The organism is Paenibacillus cremeus, from assembly GCF_007786445.1.
Classification (GTDB): domain Bacteria; phylum Bacillota; class Bacilli; order Paenibacillales; family NBRC-103111; genus Paenibacillus_G; species Paenibacillus_G cremeus.
On record NZ_VNJI01000001.1, the window covers coordinates 240,684 to 259,779 of the forward strand.

General features: G+C 54.0%; 20 protein-coding genes. 19 read left to right on the forward strand and 1 reads right to left on the reverse strand.

Annotated features, from left to right (window positions below; all coding sequences use genetic code 11):
- Positions 1 to 16 precede the first annotated feature (16 nt).
- The 16 genes from mreC (at position 17) to FPZ49_RS01130 (ending at position 15,518) form a co-directional block, all read left to right on the forward strand.
- Positions 17 to 889, forward strand: coding sequence for a rod shape-determining protein MreC (gene mreC / locus FPZ49_RS01055; RefSeq protein ID WP_144842488.1), 873 nt, complete (start codon positions 17 to 19; stop codon positions 887 to 889).
- 11 nt (positions 890 to 900) lie between these two features.
- Positions 901 to 1,428 carry a rod shape-determining protein MreD gene (mreD, locus tag FPZ49_RS01060; RefSeq protein ID WP_144842489.1) on the forward strand — a complete coding sequence of 176 codons (528 nt, stop codon included), beginning with the start codon at positions 901 to 903 and terminating at the stop codon, positions 1,426 to 1,428.
- Between the two features lie 70 nt (positions 1,429 to 1,498).
- Positions 1,499 to 2,164 carry a septum site-determining protein MinC gene (locus tag FPZ49_RS01065; RefSeq protein ID WP_144842490.1) on the forward strand — a complete coding sequence of 222 codons (666 nt, stop codon included), beginning with the start codon at positions 1,499 to 1,501 and terminating at the stop codon, positions 2,162 to 2,164.
- 20 nt (positions 2,165 to 2,184) lie between these two features.
- Positions 2,185 to 2,982, forward strand: coding sequence for a septum site-determining protein MinD (gene minD, locus FPZ49_RS01070; protein WP_144842491.1), 798 nt, complete (start codon positions 2,185 to 2,187; stop codon positions 2,980 to 2,982).
- Positions 2,983 to 2,988: 6 nt separating this feature from the next.
- A complete protein-coding gene (locus FPZ49_RS01075) occupies positions 2,989 to 4,140 on the forward strand; it encodes an FtsW/RodA/SpoVE family cell cycle protein (protein ID WP_144842492.1) in 1,152 nt (383 codons plus the stop codon).
- Positions 4,141 to 4,327: 187 nt separating this feature from the next.
- Positions 4,328 to 5,224: a M23 family metallopeptidase gene (locus FPZ49_RS01080; protein WP_144842493.1), complete on the forward strand. Its 897-nt coding sequence runs from the start codon at positions 4,328 to 4,330 to the stop codon at positions 5,222 to 5,224.
- On the forward strand, positions 5,217 to 6,122 hold the full coding sequence (locus FPZ49_RS01085) for a M50 family metallopeptidase (RefSeq protein WP_144842494.1): 906 nt from the start codon (positions 5,217 to 5,219) through the stop codon (positions 6,120 to 6,122). The genes FPZ49_RS01080 and FPZ49_RS01085 overlap by 8 nt, the downstream gene beginning before the upstream one ends.
- Positions 6,123 to 6,200: 78 nt before the next feature.
- Positions 6,201 to 7,433 carry an Rne/Rng family ribonuclease gene (locus FPZ49_RS01090; protein WP_144842495.1) on the forward strand — a complete coding sequence of 411 codons (1,233 nt, stop codon included), beginning with the start codon at positions 6,201 to 6,203 and terminating at the stop codon, positions 7,431 to 7,433.
- A 217-nt stretch (positions 7,434 to 7,650) separates the two neighbouring features.
- Positions 7,651 to 7,962 carry a 50S ribosomal protein L21 gene (rplU, locus tag FPZ49_RS01095; RefSeq protein WP_144842496.1) on the forward strand — a complete coding sequence of 104 codons (312 nt, stop codon included), beginning with the start codon at positions 7,651 to 7,653 and terminating at the stop codon, positions 7,960 to 7,962.
- 3 nt (positions 7,963 to 7,965) lie between these two features.
- Positions 7,966 to 8,301, forward strand: a complete 336-nt coding sequence (locus FPZ49_RS01100; RefSeq protein WP_144842497.1) for a ribosomal-processing cysteine protease Prp — start codon at positions 7,966 to 7,968, stop codon at positions 8,299 to 8,301.
- 14 nt (positions 8,302 to 8,315) lie between these two features.
- Positions 8,316 to 8,627, forward strand: a complete 312-nt coding sequence (rpmA, locus tag FPZ49_RS01105; RefSeq protein WP_144842498.1) for a 50S ribosomal protein L27 — start codon at positions 8,316 to 8,318, stop codon at positions 8,625 to 8,627.
- A gap of 149 nt (positions 8,628 to 8,776) precedes the next feature.
- The gene (locus tag FPZ49_RS01110; protein WP_144842499.1) at positions 8,777 to 9,424 is read left to right on the forward strand and encodes a Spo0B domain-containing protein; all 648 of its coding nucleotides are present in this window, start codon (positions 8,777 to 8,779) and stop codon (positions 9,422 to 9,424) included.
- A gap of 12 nt (positions 9,425 to 9,436) precedes the next feature.
- Complete coding sequence (gene obgE / locus FPZ49_RS01115) at positions 9,437 to 10,735, forward strand: GTPase ObgE (protein WP_144842500.1); 1,299 nt, start codon at positions 9,437 to 9,439, stop codon at positions 10,733 to 10,735.
- Between the two features lie 305 nt (positions 10,736 to 11,040).
- Positions 11,041 to 12,273, forward strand: a complete 1,233-nt coding sequence (locus tag FPZ49_RS01120; RefSeq protein WP_144842501.1) for an MFS transporter — start codon at positions 11,041 to 11,043, stop codon at positions 12,271 to 12,273.
- Positions 12,274 to 12,321: 48 nt separating this feature from the next.
- Positions 12,322 to 14,451, forward strand: coding sequence for an assimilatory nitrate reductase catalytic subunit NasC (gene nasC, locus FPZ49_RS01125; RefSeq protein ID WP_144842502.1), 2,130 nt, complete (start codon positions 12,322 to 12,324; stop codon positions 14,449 to 14,451).
- A 14-nt stretch (positions 14,452 to 14,465) separates the two neighbouring features.
- Positions 14,466 to 15,518, forward strand: a complete 1,053-nt coding sequence (locus FPZ49_RS01130) for an anthranilate phosphoribosyltransferase (protein WP_144842503.1) — start codon at positions 14,466 to 14,468, stop codon at positions 15,516 to 15,518.
- Positions 15,519 to 15,589: 71 nt separating this feature from the next.
- On the opposite strand, the gene FPZ49_RS01135 is transcribed toward FPZ49_RS01130, so the two are convergent.
- Positions 15,590 to 16,093, reverse strand: coding sequence for an NUDIX domain-containing protein (locus FPZ49_RS01135; protein ID WP_144842504.1), 504 nt, complete (start codon positions 16,091 to 16,093; stop codon positions 15,590 to 15,592).
- Between the two features lie 158 nt (positions 16,094 to 16,251).
- Between FPZ49_RS01135 and FPZ49_RS01140 the strand changes: the two genes are divergently transcribed.
- Genes FPZ49_RS01140 through thrC form a run of 3 tightly spaced genes read left to right on the forward strand, consistent with a single transcriptional unit; the run spans position 16,252 to position 19,093 of the window.
- Positions 16,252 to 16,713 carry an ACT domain-containing protein gene (locus tag FPZ49_RS01140; protein ID WP_144842630.1) on the forward strand — a complete coding sequence of 154 codons (462 nt, stop codon included), beginning with the start codon at positions 16,252 to 16,254 and terminating at the stop codon, positions 16,711 to 16,713.
- Positions 16,714 to 16,738: 25 nt separating this feature from the next.
- Entirely contained in the window at positions 16,739 to 18,025 is a 1,287-nt protein-coding gene (locus FPZ49_RS01145) for a homoserine dehydrogenase (RefSeq protein WP_144842505.1), read from the forward strand.
- Positions 18,026 to 18,031: 6 nt separating this feature from the next.
- A complete protein-coding gene (gene thrC, locus FPZ49_RS01150; protein WP_144842506.1) occupies positions 18,032 to 19,093 on the forward strand; it encodes a threonine synthase in 1,062 nt (353 codons plus the stop codon).
- The last annotated feature ends 3 nt before the right edge of the window (positions 19,094 to 19,096 follow it).

A 19,096-nucleotide genomic window follows, 5' to 3' on the forward strand; every position in this document is an offset into this window, starting at 1 on the left:
TTAGAAGGTGTAAGGATTGAAACTACTTGGGAACAAGAGGCTGCTCATTCTCATGCTCGGCTTTATAATGCTGATCGCGCTGATGGGCCTGACCTATGGACGAAGCTATATGACGTGGCCGGAGAAGTTTTTGAAGGACACCGTCTCCTTTACGCAAGGACTATTGTATAAACCCGCGGGCTATATAGCGGGTTTCTTTCAAGATATTAAGCAGCTTCGTACGCTGTACGAAGAGAACACCGTGCTTCGCCAGACGCTGACCAAATATGCCCGGGATACGACGAGGCTGAACGATTTGGAGCAGCAGAACAAGCGTCTGCAGGATGCGCTGGGCTTTACGGAGCGGCAGAAGCAGATGAACCAGTACACATTCCGGATTGCCGAAGTGACCGAGTTTAACCAGCAGAACAAGATGGTGACGATCAACCTGGGCGAGAAGGACGGCATTCGGCCGAACATGGCGGTCATGTCGGTGGAGGGCTTGATCGGAAGAGTCGTTCGCGTATCCGCTTTTTATGCGGATGTGCAGCTGCTGACGGGCATGCAGACCGTGATCGATTCCGATGATAAGTTGGCGCTCGAATCGAAGGCGATCTCCGTTACGGTGAAGGGGCACGAGAACGAGTCCTACGGCTTTATCGAGTATTACAACCCGGAGAGCCAGACGCTCGTCATGACCAAAATCGAAGCCAAAGACCCGATCCAGCCTGGCGACACGATCATCACCTCGGGGAAAGGGCTGGTGTTTCCAAGAGGTATCGAAGTGGGGAAGGTCCTCGAGAAACGACAGGGCGATTTCGGCATCACGTTCGTCGCGTCGATCCAGCCGTTCGCTTCCTTTAACCACCTTCGCGAAGTGTTTGTCGTCCAATTGCCGGAGCTGAAGTAGGTGGTAGGCAGATGAATCATAAAAAAATATGGCTGGTGCTCGCCCTCTTATTTTGGCTGGAAAATACGATCTGGCCTTGGCTGCTCCCCGAGGCATGGCAAACCAAGGTGCAGGTGGCTCCGCACTTTATTTTAGTTATCGTGATGTTCATTGGCTTATATATTAACCGGCATACGGCACTAATGTACGGGCTCATTTTCGGGATGCTGCAGGACTTTATTTACTACTCGCCGATGATGGGACCGATCTCGTTTGGCATGGGCTTAACCGGGTATTTGGCGGGGCTCATGATCGGACGATTGTACTCGAGCATTTTCGTCAGCATGCTGGTCATTGCTCTGGGGAATTTGTTTTATGAGCTCATCATCTTTGGGCTGTACCAGCTGTTCAAGCTAACCCATTCGAACCTGGAGTGGCTGTTCTTGCACCAGATGCTCCCGAGCATGCTGATCAATCTGCTGTTTGCGCTGGCTGTTTATGTACCTCTTCGCAAAATGTTCGAAAGCCTGCCGCAGAAACTGGCGGAAGCTGACGAATAAAATTTCAGTCTACAGCAGGAGTTAGGCCTTCAGAAGCCGAATTGTATACGCTTAGGAGGTAGGAGCGTTTATGACGGCAGCTAAGCATCTTGTGACGATCAAAGGGGTTAAGGACGGCTTGGTGTTTATACTCGACGACACCGGCGAATTTTCGGCGGTGCTTGCTGAGCTGAAGCATAAGCTGGAGAAGACCCATCAGCAAATCTTGACCGGCCCGATCATCCATGTGAATGTGAAGCTCGGCAGCCGATCTGTCACTGATGAAGAGAAGGATGAGGTACGGAGTATTATTAGCACGCAAGGCAACCTGCTCGTGCAAAGCGTCGAGTCGGCGGAGCCGGCAGTCCCGAAGACGGAACCGGACAAAGCCGATGTGAAAATTGTGCGAGGCATAGTGCGTTCCGGGCAAACCTTATCGCAGGAAGGCAATATTTTATTTTTAGGCGACGTTAACCCGGGCGGATCGATCATGAGTACCGGAAGCATATATATTATGGGTTCGCTCAGAGGCATGGCGCATGCAGGGCACGACGGGGATGAGCTGGCGATTGTCGCCGCTTCCCATTTACGTCCTACGCAGCTTCGGATTGCGGGCGTCATTAGCCGTCCACCCGATGAGTGGGGCACGAACGAGGCTTATGAAGCGTACATGGAGTACGCGTATGTGAAAGACGGAGTAATGAAGATTGACAAAATTCATCACCTGCACAAAATCGGGTTGAACGTATACTCTTGAAACGAAGAGGAGTGGGACCAATGGGAGAGGCAATAGTTATTACTTCAGGCAAGGGCGGCGTCGGCAAAACGACGACGTCGGCTAACATCGGGACGGCTTTGGCGCTTCAAGGTAAGAAGGTCGTAATGATCGATACCGACATCGGTCTCCGAAACCTGGATGTTGTCATGGGGCTGGAAAACCGCATTATTTATGATCTCATCGATGTGGCGGAGGGGCGCTGCCGACTGCCGCAGGCGCTCGTGAAGGACAAGCGCTTCGATGAGCTGTACATGCTGCCGGCGGCGCAAACGAAGGACAAGAACGCCATTTCGCCGGAAGCGGTGCGTCAGATCGTATTGGATTTGAAGCGTGACTTTGAATACGTCATTATCGACTGTCCTGCGGGGATTGAGCAGGGCTTTAAGAATGCGGTGGCCGGCGCGGACAAAGCGATTGTCGTTACGACACCGGAGAATGCGGCCGTTCGCGATGCGGATCGGATCATCGGCCTGCTGGAGAAGGAGGCGCTCGTCGACTCGCCTAAGCTGGTCATTAACCGGATTCGTCAAGGCATGGTCAAGAAGGGGGAAATGCTCGATATCGACGAGATTTGCTCCGTCTTGGCCATTGACCTGCTGGGTATCGTGCCGGACGACGAATACGTGATCAAAGCCGCCAATATGGGCGAGCCGACGGTCATGAACCCCAACTCGCGCGCAGCGATTGCATATCGCAACATTGCACGGCGGATGCTAGGCGATTCGGTGCCGCTGATGCCGATGGAAGAAAAGACCGGCGTCTTCAATAAAATGAAAAAGTTTCTCGGAATGGGATGACGCATCGTGCTGCACAAATTTAAGAAAATCGATGTGCCTATCCTTGGAATTTTGATCGCGTTCATGGTCATCAGCACGATTCTGGTTTACAGCGCAACGGTCAGTGACCCGGACATTCACATCAGTCTGGCCAAAATGATCCAGATTTACATCATCTCGTTCATTGCGTTTATTACCGTTTCGTCGGTCGACTACCGTTTTGTAATTAAAGGCTCCTATTACATGTATATCGCAGGCTTGCTTTTGCTGGTGGCGGTATTGAAGTTCGGGAAGACGATCAACGGCGCCCAGGGCTGGTTCAGCTTGCCGATGGGGCTCGATTTTCAACCCGTGGAGCTGTTCAAAATCATTTTGATTATCACCCTGGCCACCTTCATCGCGAGGCGAAAGGGTGAATCGCTTCAACTTATACGGGACGTCGTTCCGATCGGCGTCATCGTGTTAATCCCGTTTATCCTGGTTGTGGTGCAGCCGGATCTGGGGAATGCGATTATTTTTATCGTCATTTTGCTCGGGATGTATTGGATCGGGAACATCCGGCTCAGCTACGTTTTAATCGGGGTACTGGTCATCGGCGGATCGCTGTATGGCGCTTTGTACCTGTATCAGCATTTCCAGGAGCCGATCGTGACCTTCTTGAAGGCTCACCATGTGCCGAACCACTGGATCGATCGAATGAACACGTTCGTCAATCCGACGGAAGCGTCACGGGACAGCAAGTGGCAGGTAATGAACTCGATCCGGGCTATCGGCTCCGGTTCGCTTTCGGGTGAGGGTTACCTGAAAGGAACCTCGATTCACAGCCATTTTATCCCTGTTGCGTACACGGACGCCATCTTCGTCGTAGTCGGTGAGGAGTTTGGCTTCGTAGGCGCGTCCTGCCTGCTGCTGCTCTATTTCGTGCTCATTTATCGGATGATTCTCATCTCGATTTATTGCAACAACTTTGCCGGTTCGTTTATCATCATCGGGATCGTCTCCATGCTTGTGTTCCAAATTTTCCAAAATATTGGGATGATGATCGGCATTATGCCGCTCACGGGGATCACGCTCCCGTTTGTCAGCTATGGCGGCACCTCGCTCATGATCAATATGATTTCCATGGGCCTCGTTATGAGCATCCGCCTGCACGACGATAAACTGCTGGATGAAGAATAGAATTATAGCTACCAGTACCGTTCGGATTTTTCCGGGCGGTTTTCTTTTATTTAAAAGTAATCCCATACCCATCCCTCCAGTGCGCAAAAGTATGGGACTATTTTTCAAGCTCCTCCTCCCGTATATTTGTCAGTACAAGCTCATAGGATGGAATATACACACATGCCTGTGAGAGGTAGGGGTAGCAATGGACACGACAAAGAACGTACGCGAGCGCCGGATGGAGAAGCTCCGCAAGCTGCAGGAAGGCGTAGACAGCCGGGCAGGCAGGCGGCCAGACGTTTCACATATGCATTTTCCCCAGGTGGACGAGCGCCGGGAGCTGTACCCGAGCCGGCTGGATCGGCTGGAGGAGGATCCGTATGCCTCGCTGCGCGTCGACCCCGAGGTCGAGTGGAACCGCAAGTGGAAGAGGGAATTCACGGAGTATCGAAGGAATGACGATGATCTGGGGCCGCCCGAGCGGGACGGGTCTTGGAGAGGGAGGATAAGCGCCCGCATCCTGGTCAGCGGATTACTGTTTGCGCTTACGTGGGGCATGTTCCATGTCCATCATCCGCTGGCGGAGAAGGGGAAAAAGTGGATCACCACCGCGCTGACCGAATCGGTCGATGCGAGCTCTGTAGCAGCTTGGTATGAGCGGAAGTTCGGCAGTGCACCGTCGTTTCTACCCGCCTTGAATCCGGCCAAGCACCAGGATGCCGAGAAGGTGAGTGCAGTTACGAAGCACTACTTCACTCCGGTGCAGGGCAAACTGATCGCGGCATTCACACCGGGTCAGAGCGGCGTATTAGTGGATGCCAAATCGGGAACGCCGGTAGCGGCTGTGGATACAGGGCTGGTGACGTTCGCGGGAATGAAGGAGGATACCGGATTTACCGTCGTTTTACGGCATACGGATGGCGTCGAATCGATTTACGGGCATCTGGCACAAGGCAAAATCCAGCTCAATGACTGGATCAAGGGTGGAGAAACGCTGGGCACGGTAGATAAACCTCAAGGACAAGCTTCCGGCACGCTCTTCTTTGCTTTGGCGAAGGATGGGAAACCGCTGAATCCGACGGACGTGATTACCTTTGATTAAATGGAAACCGCCTGCGTGGAACGTGTGGTTCGGCGTCAAATACCGCTTTCACCCGCTGTTCTCCATCGTGCTGCTATTCTCGATCCTCACCGGCTACTTCGTGGAGGTTGCGACGCTGTTCGGGATTGTGTTCATCCATGAACTCGGTCATGTCGCTGCGGCCAAAAGCTTCGGCTGGCGGGTCAAAGAGGTGCAGCTGCTGCCGTTTGGCGGGGTGGCGGTCGTCGAGGAGCTGGCCGGGGTTCCGGCATGGCAGGAGCTGGCCGTAGCACTGGCCGGGCCGCTGCAAAATTTTTGGATGGTTCCGGTCGGCTGGGCATTGACCGCGCTCGGTCTGTTTCCGCCCGATTGGGGCGGTTATTTTGTGCAAGCGAACGTGATGATCGCGCTCTTTAACCTGCTGCCGGTGCTGCCGCTGGACGGCGGGAAAATCATGCAGGCAATGATCAGCCTTTGGCTGCCGTATCAACGAACGATTCAAATTTCAGCGGCTGTCAGCCTCGTGCTTAGCGGCGTGCTGATTGCGGCGAGCCTGATCCATTTTATAACCGAAAAAGGCGGCATCCAGCTGAACTGGCTCATGATCGGTCTGTTCTTGTTTTACTCGAATTGGTACGATTTTCGCGGGATGCCGTATCATTTCATGCGCTTTTTGCTGAACCGCGAGACCGTGCTGAAGCGAATTTGGCTGCGCGGGACGATGGCGAGGCCGATTGTCGTACACGGGCGAAGGAAGGTATCCGACATTGTGCGGCTGTTTATGCGGGACCGCTATCATCTGGTTTATGTGCTGGATGAGCAGGGAGCCATAAGGCATGTCGTTCCCGAGAAGACGCTGCTGGATTTTTATTTTAACGAGACCAAAAGAGGGCTGTCCGTTTCCGAGCTGCTGATTTAATCGGGGCCTGGAGGCTACGGATGCCCTTTAGGATTTCTTATGGGGAATGTGGTACAATAAAGGCCGAGGTGTTGCTGCATGAAGCGTATTTTGGTGAAGTGCGATGAAGAGCATACCGAGGTGGCCGTTCAAGAGAACGGAAAGCTCGTAGAATATTACAAAGGCAACCGGGACCAGGGTCAGCTGGCCGGTAATATTTATATTGGACGCGTAGTCCGAGTGCTGCAGGGGATGCAGTCGGCATTTGTCGATGTTGGACTTGAAAAAAATGGTTTTCTATATATTGACGACCTGCTTCCTGCCCATTTGGATAAGCAGCCCAAAGAGAAGCCGCCGATTCATGAGCTGGTCAAAGTAGGACAACAGCTGATGGTGCAGGTGGTGAAGGAGCCGGTAGGCAGCAAGGGTGCCCGGTTGACGACGCATTATTCGATCCCCGGACGTTTTGGGGTGTACATGCCAGCGGCGGATTACGTAGGCGTTTCCCGCAAAATCGACAGCTCCTCCGACCGCGATCGGCTGAAACGGATGGCGGAGCGGCATCTGCAGGAAGGCGAGGGCTTTATCGTTCGGACGGCGGCCTTAGGCGAATCGGAAGAGGCGTTCGCGGCAGACATGGAGGAGCTTCGCTCCCGCTGGCGGCAGCTGGAGGCGACTTCTCACACGAGTACAGCGGTACCCCGGCTGATCTACTCCGATCTGCAAATGCTGCCGCGGCTGATCCGTGACCTATTTCGGGACGATGTACAGCAGCTGATCGTAAATAATGAGCAGGTGCTGCAGGAAATCCAGTCCTATGTTGCCGGACCTGGCTCGAACTTGGCTGGACGGTTGAAATATGAGGCTGGGCGGGAGCTGCTCGCCAAATATGAAGTGGGCAAGCAGCTGGAGCATGGTCTCAAGCGGAAGGTGTGGCTTGACAGCGGCTCCTATCTGATTGTGGACCGAACGGAAGCGCTCACGGTGTTCGACGTCAATACCGGCAAATATACCGGGTCCATTGACCTGGAACGAACCGTTTACGATACGAACATGGAAGCGGCGCGGGAAATTGCAAGATTGCTCCGGCTTCGCGATATCGGCGGGCTGATCATTATCGATTTTATCGATATGGAGACGGAGGCCGCGCGGCAGCAGGTGCTGGACGAGTTGATGCGAGAGACGAAGAAGGACCGGACCAAAACGGTCGTCGTCGGCTGGACGAAGCTGGGGCTGGTCGAGCTGACTCGCAAGAAGGTAAGGGACAGCATCGAATCGACGGTGCCAGAGCCTTGTCCGACCTGCGGCGGAAGCGGCTGGGTGAACGTATAAGGCGGTTCGACAGCTTTTTTGTGAGGATGAATTATGCTGTTGCTTTTCGTAGGCGTATGTGATAAACTGTTTTAGCGTGTTGTGAAAAGCATGCTGTAACCGCGCGAAGCGGGTCATAGTTGCAGCTGTACAGCTGTGGACTGCAAGTGCTTGTCCTGCAAGGGACCAAGCCACCTTGGCTTTAGGCGAGTCTGAGACATGGGGAGGTGCAACAACAATGTATGCAATTATTGAAACTGGCGGTAAGCAATACAAGGTTCAGGAAGGCGATGTTCTTTACATCGAGAAACTGAATGCTGGTGAAGGCGATTCCGTAACGTTTGACCGCGTGTTGGCCGTTTCGAAAGAAACTGGTTTGGTGGTAGGTGCTCCGGTCGTTTCCGGCGCTTCCGTTTCTGCGAAAGTAGAAAAGCACGGCAAGGGCGAGAAGATCATCGTTTTCAAATACAAAGCGAAGAAAAACTATCGTCGTAAGCAAGGTCATCGTCAGCCTTACACGAAAGTTGTGATCGAGAAGATCCAAGGTTAATCCATGATCCGGATCACGATTGAGCGTAAGCACGATAGTACCATTAAACGCTTCGGTGTGCGAGGTCATGCGTTCTATGACGACCCGGGCAAGGACATTGTCTGCGCCGGCGTCTCGGCTGTGACGGTAGGCACCGTGAACTCTGTCGAAGCTCTGACCGGCTTGGAACTAAAAACCCAGATGAAGCACGGGCTGCTTCAAGTGGAGGTTCCGGACGGACTAGATCCGACTACGGAGGAAAAAACGCAGCTGCTGCTGGAGTCCATGGTAGTAATGCTGCAATCGATTGAACAATCGTATAGTGCATATATACAAATGCAAGACACAATCTCGAAGTAAGGAGGTAGACAAATATGTTGCAATTAAATCTTCAGTTGTTTGCATCCAAGAAGGGTGTAGGTTCCACGAAGAACGGTCGTGACAGTATTGCTAAGCGCCTTGGCGTAAAGCGTTCTGACGGTCAAACCGTAACGGGCGGCAGCATCTTGGTCCGTCAACGCGGAACAAAGATTCACCCAGGTAATAACGTGGGTATCGGTTCCGACGACACTCTGTTTGCTAAGATCGACGGCGTTGTGAAGTTCGAGCGCCTTGGTCGCGATCGCAAGCGTGTGAGCGTCTACCCTGTAGTGGCTGCTCCTGTAGCTGCTGCGGTAGAAGTGTAATAACCGTCAACGTCTAAACCCTGGCGATCGTTGTTCGCCAGGGTTTTTTTGTCGAATGCGGGGATGAAATTGGAAAATTTGTGTACTTTGATTAAGCGCATGCTATACTGTAGGAATACAGACCGAACCTTGAAACGGAGAGATACGGCATGACGTCGAACGCGAAACAGAGTACAAGTATGGGCGATTCCGGTAGGGTGGGAGCATCCCAAGCTGCGCTAAATTTCGACTTGGACCGTGCAGAAGCGGATCTTCGTTTGCTTCGCCTGTTCAATCGGTATCGGCACGATTGGATGAATGATATCCAGATTTTTATGGGGTACGTCCAGTTAAAAAAATATGATAAATTAACGGATTTAATGGAAAAAATAAAAGAGAAGGTTCGTCAGGAAAGCCTGATGTCCAAGCTGGGGATTCCTTCTCTGATCGTTCATTTATTGACCTTTCAGGCGGAAGTGAAGGAGCTGGAGCTGCACGTTCGCATGGAGGAAGAAATCCGTTTGCAAGATTATGGTGTCCCTGAAGAGACGGAGCAATGGCTCGCAGCGCTGCTGGACAGCTTCAAAGCTGAGGCTATGGCGGCGGTAAACGAGTGCAATGCGCTGGAGCTTTATTTTGCGAAGGAAGCGGACGGGCTCGGTATCACGGCGGACTACCAGGGCGGATATGATCTGGAGCGCTTGAAGCTGGCGGAGGCAACGCTGTGCAAAGCTTGGTTGGCCGGGCGCGGCTGGGTACTGGAAGCGAGCTATAGCGAGATTCAGGTCAAGTGGACGGTTCGTTTGCAACGTACATAATGAGGTGAAACAATGTTTGTAGATAAGGCCAAAATTTTTGTCAAAGGTGGGGACGGAGGCGATGGACTCGTCGCTTTCCGCCGAGAGAAATATGTACCGGAGGGCGGTCCGGCCGGAGGCGATGGAGGCGATGGTGCCGACGTCATTTTTCGTGTCGATGAAGGTCTTCGGACGCTAGTCGATTTTCGCTATCAGAAGCATTTCAAAGCCGACCGCGGGGAAAAAGGACGGAATAAAGCCCGGCACGGTGCGAATGCAGAGGATATGATTGTTCGCGTGCCCCCGGGAACCGTGGTAATCGATGACGACACGCAGGAAGTGATTGCGGATTTGACGCGTCACGGGCAAGAAGTCGTCGTGGCGAAGGGCGGACGCGGCGGACGCGGAAATACTCGGTTCGCAACGTCGAACAACACCGCGCCGGCGATTGCCGAGAACGGCGAAGATGGCCAAGAGCGGTGGGTCGTTCTTGAACTGAAGGTTATGGCGGATGTCGGACTGGTGGGCTTCCCGAGCGTAGGTAAGTCCACGCTGCTGTCGGTTGTATCGGCGGCGCAGCCCAAGATTGGAGCGTACCATTTTACAACGCTGACTCCGAATTTAGGGGTGGTGGATGTGAAAGACGGCCGCAGCTTTGTCATGGCGGATCTCCCGGGCTTGATCGAGGGTGCGCATGAAGGCGTTGGACTGGGTCATGAGTTTTTAAGGCATGTGGAACGGACACGCGTCATTTTACATGTGATCGATATGGGTGCAACGGAAGGCCGCGATCCATTCGACGATTGGGTCAAGATCAACGATGAGCTCAAGCTGTACAACGCAAAGCTGGAGGATCGTCCACAGATCATTGCCGCGAACAAGATGGACATTCCGGAAGCGGAAGAGCACTTGGCGGAGTTTAAGCAGAAGTTGGCCGAGCTGGGCAAAGACATTCCGATCTATGCGATTTCGGCGGTGGCGCGCTCCGGTGTTCAGGAGATGATTTATAAGCTCGCCGATCTGCTGGAGTCCATTCCAGAAGCGCTGGTTGTGGAAGAAGTGGAAGAGGTTGAGGAGCGTAAGGTGTATCGTCTGGAAACCGAAGATGATGACTTTACGATCCGCAGGGATAATGATGCGTTTGTAGTCGATAGCCCTAGCATTGAAAAGCTGATCAAGCGGACGAATTTCAGCACGCATGAAGCGGTGATGCGGTTTGCACGCATTTTGCGGAAGAAGGGCATCGATAAGGCACTTCGCGACCGCGGCGCTACGAATGGGCAGACGATCCGCATCGGCGATTTTGAGTTTGAATTCGTGGAACAAGAATAAGTTTGTATTGCACACACTAATTTGACGATGTCAAGGACATGTCAGGTTAGTGTTTTTGTTTGGCCGGACATATCGAAAAAGACGAACGAAATAATTTAAATCTGTATTTAATGTTCGTTTATATAAGTTATGACATTCTTAGTATCATAATTTATAAATAATTTTAAAGGGAAAACCTGAACTTTTTTTGAGAAAAACCATTGAACTTTCCTAAGTTCGCCTGTATAGTATATTTATGTTATAAAACATTACATTAAATTGAAGGTATGCACGAGAAAAGAGAGATATTGGAGAGGATGGATGAGATGGATCACAAAAACTTTAGAAAGTCAGGACATTTCCCGAGTTTACTGTCAGCATTTCTCTATTTTGATGTCAGTTTTATGATTTGGGTTATGTGCGGAGCCCTGGCGCTTTATATTGCCAAAGACTTTAACCTGACTGACGCACAGAAAGCGACAATGGTGGCTATTCCGACGCTGGGAGGCTCCATTTTTCGAATTCCGATGGGGATTTTGGCCGACCGGATCGGTTCGAGGAAGACCGGCATCATTGGGATGCTGCTGACGATTATTCCGCTGTTGTGGGGATGGCTCGGCGGAACGGATATGAATCAGGTGCAGTCGCTGGGCTTTTTGCTCGGGATTGCCGGAGCCAGCTTTGCTGTGTCGCTTTCCTTGGCGAGCCGCTGGTATCCGCCTCAGTATCAAGGGCTAGCGATGGGCATTGCCGGTGCTGGGAACAGCGGTACCGCGCTTGCGACGTTTTTTGGTCCGCAGCTGGCCGCTTCGATTGGCTGGCATAATGTGTTCGGGCTGGCGATTATACCGCTGCTGCTCGTGTTAGTCGCTTACGCGTTGATGGCTAAAGACAGTCCGAATCAGCCAGAGCCCAAAAAGCTGAAGGATTACTTGTCTGCGTTTAAGCTGGCGGATACGTGGTGGTTCTGTATGTTCTATGCGATAACCTTCGGCGGCTTCGTCGGGTTCTCCAACTACTTCAACATTTTCTTCTATGACGTGTACGGCGACAAGACCATAGCCGGCGGGCTGAGCAAAATTCAAATCGGTTATCTGGTGACGGTCACCGTCATTGCGGGCAGCTTTTTCCGCCCGATTGGCGGGTATATCGCGGATCGGATCGGCGGCATGCGGTTCATGCTGGTGCTTTTCTCGGTGATCGCCATTTGTGCATTTGCGATTTCGACGATGCCCAGCTCGTTTCTCGTCATGCTGGTGCTCACCAGCGTGATGATGGCGTGTCTTGGCATGGGGAACGGCTCAATTTTCCAAATTGTGCCGCAGCGCTTCTCCAAAGAAATTGGAGTTGTGACGGGGATTGTAGGCGCGGCGGGCGGTCTGGGCGGCTTTCTGCTGCCGAACAATGTGCTCGGACCACTTAAGCAGGCGACAGGTACCCACGTAACAGGCTTTATCGTCGTCGCATCCATCGTGCTGGTGGTGACGCTAATTTTTTATGTCGTATCCCGCAGCTGGCGGAAGGAATGGGCGACGGCGGATTCCGGAGTGAATTACTAAAGTGGACGAAAAAGTAGATCCAGGGCGAAAAGCGGGTGAAGAATAGAGATGAGCGATTTTCTGAAGCATTTTCAGAGGCAGCAGGCGGCGATGACACACCGCGAAACGACGACCCAAACCGAATGCCCTTACTGCAGTGTGCAGTGTACGATGAACTTGCATGAGGAAAAGTCGATCATGGTCAGCCGCTACTCGGTGACGCCGAATAAGGAGGACCCCGTCACCGAAGGACGTTTGTGCGTCAAGGGCTTGAATGCCCATACGAATGCGGTCGATGACCGGCGGCTCAAGTATCCGCTGGTGCGTATGGACGGCACCTGGAGCCCGGTGGCTTGGGAAGACGCGCTGCAGCGTATCAAGCTGGAAATTAGGAAGATCCAGCAAGTCTACGGCAAAGATGCCGTTGGCGTATACGGCGGCGGGTCGCTGACCAATGAAGAGTGCTATCTTCTGGGCAAATTCGCCCGAGTCGCGCTGCAGACCAAATATATCGACTATAATGGGCGATTCTGTATGTCGGCCGCTGCTGGGGCCGCGAACCTGACGTTCGGCGTCGACCGGGGGCTGACGAACCCGTTGTCGGAGGTACCGCTGGCCAAATGCATCATTCTGGCCGGAACCAATCTGGCCGAGTGCCAGCCGACGATTATGCAGCATTTTCGGAAGGCGCGTCAGGAGGGCTGCAAAATTATCGTGATCGATCCGCGGGAAACCGCCACCTGCTCCATTGCCGATCTGCATCTGAAGGTGCGTCCGGGCTACGATGCGGCGCTTGTGAACGGCATGCTGAAGGTGATTTTGGAGGAGGGCTATGTCGATCGCGACTTTATCGCGCAGCGTACGAACGGCTTCGCCGAGCTGGCCGAGCATGTGAGCAAGGTGTCGCTGGCCGAGGTGGCGGCGCTCACCGGACTCGACCCGCTGCACATTATCGAAGCGGCCCGGATGTACGGGCAGGCGGAGACGGGCATGGTGTTTACCGCCAGAGGCGTGGAGCAGCATGCCAGTGGCGTGGCCAATGTGCGAAACTTCCTCAATCTGGTGCTGGTGACGGGCAAGATCGGGAAGCCGGGCTGCGGCTACGGCGCCGTGACAGGGCAGGCGAACGGCCAAGGCGGCCGCGAGCATGGGCAGAAGGCCGATCAGCTGCCGGGGTACCGGCTGATCGAGCATCCCGAGCACCGTGCTTATATTGCGCAGGTATGGGGCGTGCCCGAGGAGGAGCTGCCTCGCAAAGGCGTATCCGCTTACGAGATGATGGAAGCCATCGATCGGGGCGAAATCAAGGGGCTGATCATCCTTGGCTCCAACCCGGTCGTATCGGGACCGAACAGCTCCATGGTGGAAAAAGCGCTCAAAAAGCTGAAGTTTTTGCTGGTCATCGACCTGTTTGAATCGGAGACGGCGAGGCTCGCGCATATGCTGCTGCCTGGCTCCTCCTATTTGGAGGATGAGGGGACGATGACACAGCTGGAGGGGCGGGTCATGGTTCGGCGGGCGCTGAAGACACTGCCAGGGAAGGCGAGGCTCGATTGGAAAATCCTTTGCGACATCGCGGAGGTGCTCGGCAAAGGCGACTTTTTCCGTTACAGGAAGGCAGAAGAGATCTTTAACGAGCTTCGGGTTGCCTCGAAGGGCGGCAAAGCCGACTACTTCGGTATGACCTATGAGCAGCTGGAACGGCAGCACGGAATGTTCTGGCCCTGTCCGGAGGAGGGGCATCCGGGTACATCCCGCATGTTCGAGGAGCGCTTCGAGCACGAGGACGGCAGGGCCAGACTGACGCCGATTGAGCATCAAAATCCGAAAGAGGTGGCCAGCAAAAAGTATCCGTATCTGCTGACGACCGGACGCGTGCTTCAGCATTATTTATCTGGGGTGCAAACCCGGAATACGCCGGAATTAAATTCGAAATTCCCGGAGCCGCTGTTGGAAATTCATCCGGAATCGGCAGGGGAGATTGGTCTAATCAACGGGGGGCATGCGAGTGTGACTTCCAAGCGTGGGATGATCCGGCTGAAGGTCAAATATTCGGCAAAAATCCGCCGGGATACGGTGTTTGTGGCGTTTCATTGGGGCGATGACCACTGCATCAACCGCTTAACGAATCCGGCGCTGGATCCGACCTGCCGAATGCCGGAATTCAAAGTTTGCGCCGTTCGAATCTCGCCGGGCTAGGAGGTAGCCTCATCATGAAGCAATGGATAAAAACAGTCGGCACCGGAAAGCAGGGGTCACGCCATTTGACCTATGATGAAGCCGTGGCTGCCGCGCATGCGATCGCACGTGGGGAATCCACGGATGCGCAGACAGCTGCCTTTTTGATGGCGATGAGGATGAAGGGCGAAGCGGACGAGGAGATGATGGGCTTCATCGACGTATTTCGTAAATATTCGCTGCCCTACCGCTCCTTTTCACAATCGCTGAACTGTGCCGGTCCCTATGACGGACGCGTGTATTTTCCGGTTACGATTCCCGTCAGTCTGCTGCTGGCCTCGGTCGGCTTTCCGCAGGTGCTGCACGGCAGCGAGTCGCTGCCTCCCAAGCTGGGCCAGTCGCTGAAGGAGCTGCTGGAAGGGCTGGGCATCCAGGTGGAGCAGGAGGCCAAGGAATGGGAGAAAATGTTCAGCAGCCTGAATATCGGCTTTTTATGGACGGATCGCATCTGTCCGCCGTTCGGCCGCGTGCGGCATGTCCGGGAGCAGATGGGGCTGCGGACGTTTTTCAATACGGTGGAAAAAGTCATGAACCCGGTGCATTCGCTAGGCATCGTCATCGGCGTCAATCATAAAACCGCCATGGATCATTTGATCCACCTGCTTCCGAAGTCGGGCTTTGAGACGGCGTACATCGTTCAGGGAATGGAGGGCTCGGAGGATTTGCCGATCTATAAGAACAGCTCGATTCGCAAGGTGACGCCTTGGGGGGACGAGTCCAGCACGATTGATCCGGCCACCTTCGGCTTCCGGGGCGAGCCGCTGGAGAAATGCAGCAAGGAGCGCCAGCTCGAGCTGCTGAACCGAATTATGCAGGGAGAGGAAACACCTGAGGTGAAGAACGAGCGGGAGCATGTGATTTTTAACGCGGGGCTGCGCTTGTTCTGGTTCGATAGGGTGGCCTCCTACGAGGAAGGCTTCCAGCTCGCTAGGTCGCTGCTGCAGCGCAAAGAGGCGTTCAAGCTGCTGAACAAGTGGCGCGAATGGAGTCATCGCAGCGGGGTTCAGGGGATGCAGGCGAATGGATAAAGCGGTGGTGTAAGGTGATGGCACCTTGCTCCGCCGCTTTTTTGTGCCCATCTGCTCAGCTGCCTATGTGGCTACATTTGCTGCGGATCGATCAGGGCTGTCCAATGCACGGTCGGCCGCCCGTCCGTGGCATAGCCTGCGGTGCCAACCCATACGTGCTCGGATGGGCCGACGTCGAAATAATGCGCCAGTAAAACGCGAAAAATAAACGGGATGTCCCGATCAAGCACCTGCTCGCGGGGAATCCAGTGCAGCTCGCCCTCCTCGGTCAAGGAGACGTCGCGCCGGGTCGTATAAGCCGTATAAATGAACTGCTGACGCACCTCGCTCTGGTTGAGACGAATGAGAATGTACTGCAGCTTCAAGTCCGTAATGTCCGCCGGCAGCAGACCGGTCTCCTCGTGAATTTCACGGAGCACGGCGGTTTGCGGATCGTTGATTTCATCCGGCTCCAAATGGCCACCTACGGCGGCCCACATGCCCGGGTTTAGTGTGCGGAGCGGGGATCGCTTCATCATTAGCATATCACTCTGGTTAAACAGGATGGCGGTGGCCATCATGCGCGCTCGAATCAAGGCTGGCTCTCTCCTTTTGTGGCAAGGGATGGGGTTAACATCACTTTAACACATTTTAAAGCAACAAGCCTATTGCCGAACCACGTCGAATCCGATATAATGTCCTCTAGGTAGAAACAATCGTCTTTTTGGAGAGGACTGTTAACGTGCCGGATAAAATGGCTTTAGAGGGGAAGCCGGTAGGGTCGGAACGCTATTACTTGGTGCGGGAGGACATTTTGCCGGAAGCGCTCATCAAGACGATTCAGGCGAAAGAGCTGCTCGCCCGAGGTGAAGTGAAGACGATTCACGAGGCTGTCGAGCAAGTGGAGCTGAGCCGGAGCGCTTTTTATAAGTACAAGGACGGAATTTATCCGTTAAGCAAGCTGGAACGTGAGCGGATCGTCACGATCTCGATGGATCTGGAGCATCGCTCGGGCATCCTTTCCCGGGTGCTGGCGATGATCGCGGGGCTCGAGGGCAATGTGCTGACGATTCACCAGACTATTCCGCTGCAAGGGATGGCCAATGTGGTCATTTCGGTAGAAACGTCGGTCATGGGCGAGACCATCGCCGTATTACTCGACAAGCTGCGCCGTCAAGACGGCGTCACCCGAGCCGCTATCGTCGGTCAAGGGTAATTATACTTAATTGGGGGACAACCACATGAAACCGATCAAGGTAGGCTTATTGGGACTCGGTACTGTAGGTACTGGCGTAGTCCGTATCGTAGAAGGGCATCAAGCGGATTTGCTCAGCCAAACCGGCTCGCCGATCGAGATTGCCAGCATCCTGGTTCAGGACAAGAGCAAGAATCGAAATATCAGCGTATCGCCAGATAAATTGACGGAAAATCCATGGGATATCGTAGAAAATCCGGAGATCGACGTTGTGGTTGAGGTGATGGGCGGCATCGAGCTTTCGAAGGAGCTGATGCTGGCGTGCTTGGAGAAGGGCAAGCATATCGTTACCGCGAACAAGGATTTGATGGCGCTGCACGGGCCTGAGATTTTGGCGAAGGCAGCGGAGAAGGGCTGCGATGTGTTCTATGAAGCGAGCGTAGCCGGCGGTATTCCGATTATCCGCACGCTGATCGAGGGCTTCTCCTCCGACCGGATCACGAAGATTATGGGGATTGTGAACGGAACGACGAACTACATTTTGACCAAAATGAGCCAAGAAGGCGCGGCTTACGCGGATGTGCTAAAAGAAGCGCAGCAGCTGGGCTACGCGGAAAGCGATCCGACCTCGGATGTAGAAGGCTTTGACGCCGCAAGGAAAATGACGATCCTCGGCACACTCGGCTTCCATGCGAACGTGGCGCTGGGTGATGTGGAAGTAAAGGGGATTTCGAACGTTACCAAGGAAGACATCACCTACGGCAAGCGTCTCGGCTACGAGGTGAAGCTGCTTGGAATCGCGGAGCGCCAGGACGACCACATCAGCATCAGCGTGCAGCCGACGATGGTGAAGAAATCGCATCCGCTCGCGTCCGTCAACGGCGTGTTTAACGCGGTGTATGTGTACGGGGAAGCGGTAGGCGAGACGATGTTCTACGGACCGGGCGCGGGCGAAATGCCGACGGCGACCTCCGTGGTGGCCGACCTGGTCGCCGTGGTACGCAATATGAATTTGGGCATCAATGGCCGCCGTGGCTTTAAGCCTTATAAGGAGAAGAAGCTGAAGACCGACGAGCAGATCGCATCGAAAAACTTCATCCTTCTTCACGTCGCGGACAAAGCGGGCGTTCTGGCGCAAATCACGCAAGTATTCGCGCAGTATGACGTCAGCCTGGAGTCGGTGCTGCAGCATCCTAACGCATCCAATCCAAACGCTGAGATCATTATTATTACGCACGACGCAAGTAAAGCATCGATCAATAAAGTACTGAAGCAATTCGAATCTTTGGACGTTGTTCATGAAATCAAAAGCGTATACCGCGTGGAGGGCTAATTAATCATGAGATACATGGGACTACTGCAGACTTATAAACAATACTTGCCAGTCAACGACAATACACCGCTGCTGACGCTGCAGGAGGGCAATACGCCGCTGGTGCGGGCGGAAAACCTGTCCAATGAACTGGACCTGGACATTTATTTCAAATATGAAGGCTTGAACCCGACCGGCTCGTTTAAAGACCGCGGGATGGTTATGGCAGTGGCCAAAGCGATGGAAGAAGGCAGCCGTACGATCATGTGCGCATCGACCGGCAATACGTCCGCAGCGGCGGCGGCTTACGCGGCACGCGGCGGGCTCAACTGCATCGTGCTGATCCCGAACAACAATATTGCACTTGGCAAATTGGCACAAGCCATCATCTATGGCGCTAAAGTAATTGCAATCGAAGGCAACTTCGACCGCGCGCTCGAAATCGTCCGCGAGATCACGGCGAAGCACCCGATTACGCTGGTGAACTCCGTGAACCCGTACCGGATTGAAGGACAAAAGACGGCAGCATTCGAAGTCTGCGACCAGCTCGGCAAAGCGCCGGATTATCTGGCCATTCCGGTAGGCAACGCAGGCAACATCACCGCATACTGGAAAGGCTTCAAGGAGTACTACGCGGAAGGCAAGTCCAAATCGCTGCCGAAGATGATCGGCTTTGAAGCGGAAGGCGCAGCAGCGATCGTGCGCGGCGAGCCGATTGCAGAGCCGGAAACGATCGCAACGGCGATCCGCATCGGCAACCCAGCCACTTGGAAGGGCGCTGAGGCGGCAGCAAAGGATTCCGGCGGTCAAATCAATTTCGTGACCGACGAGCAAATTCTCCACGCGTACAAAACGATTGCAGCGCGTGAAGGCATTTTCGCTGAGCCGGCTTCCGCAGCCTCGATTGCAGGGGTCATGAAGCTGAAGCAAGAAGGCTACTTCGAGAAGGGCCAGTCTGTCGTGTGCGTATTGACCGGTCATGGCTTGAAGGATCCGAACATCGCCATCAAAAGCGTCAGCGCGGAGCCCGTGGTGGTGCAGGATTCGGAAGCGGCGGTTATGGAAGCAATCCGCAAGCTAGAAGGTTAGGAG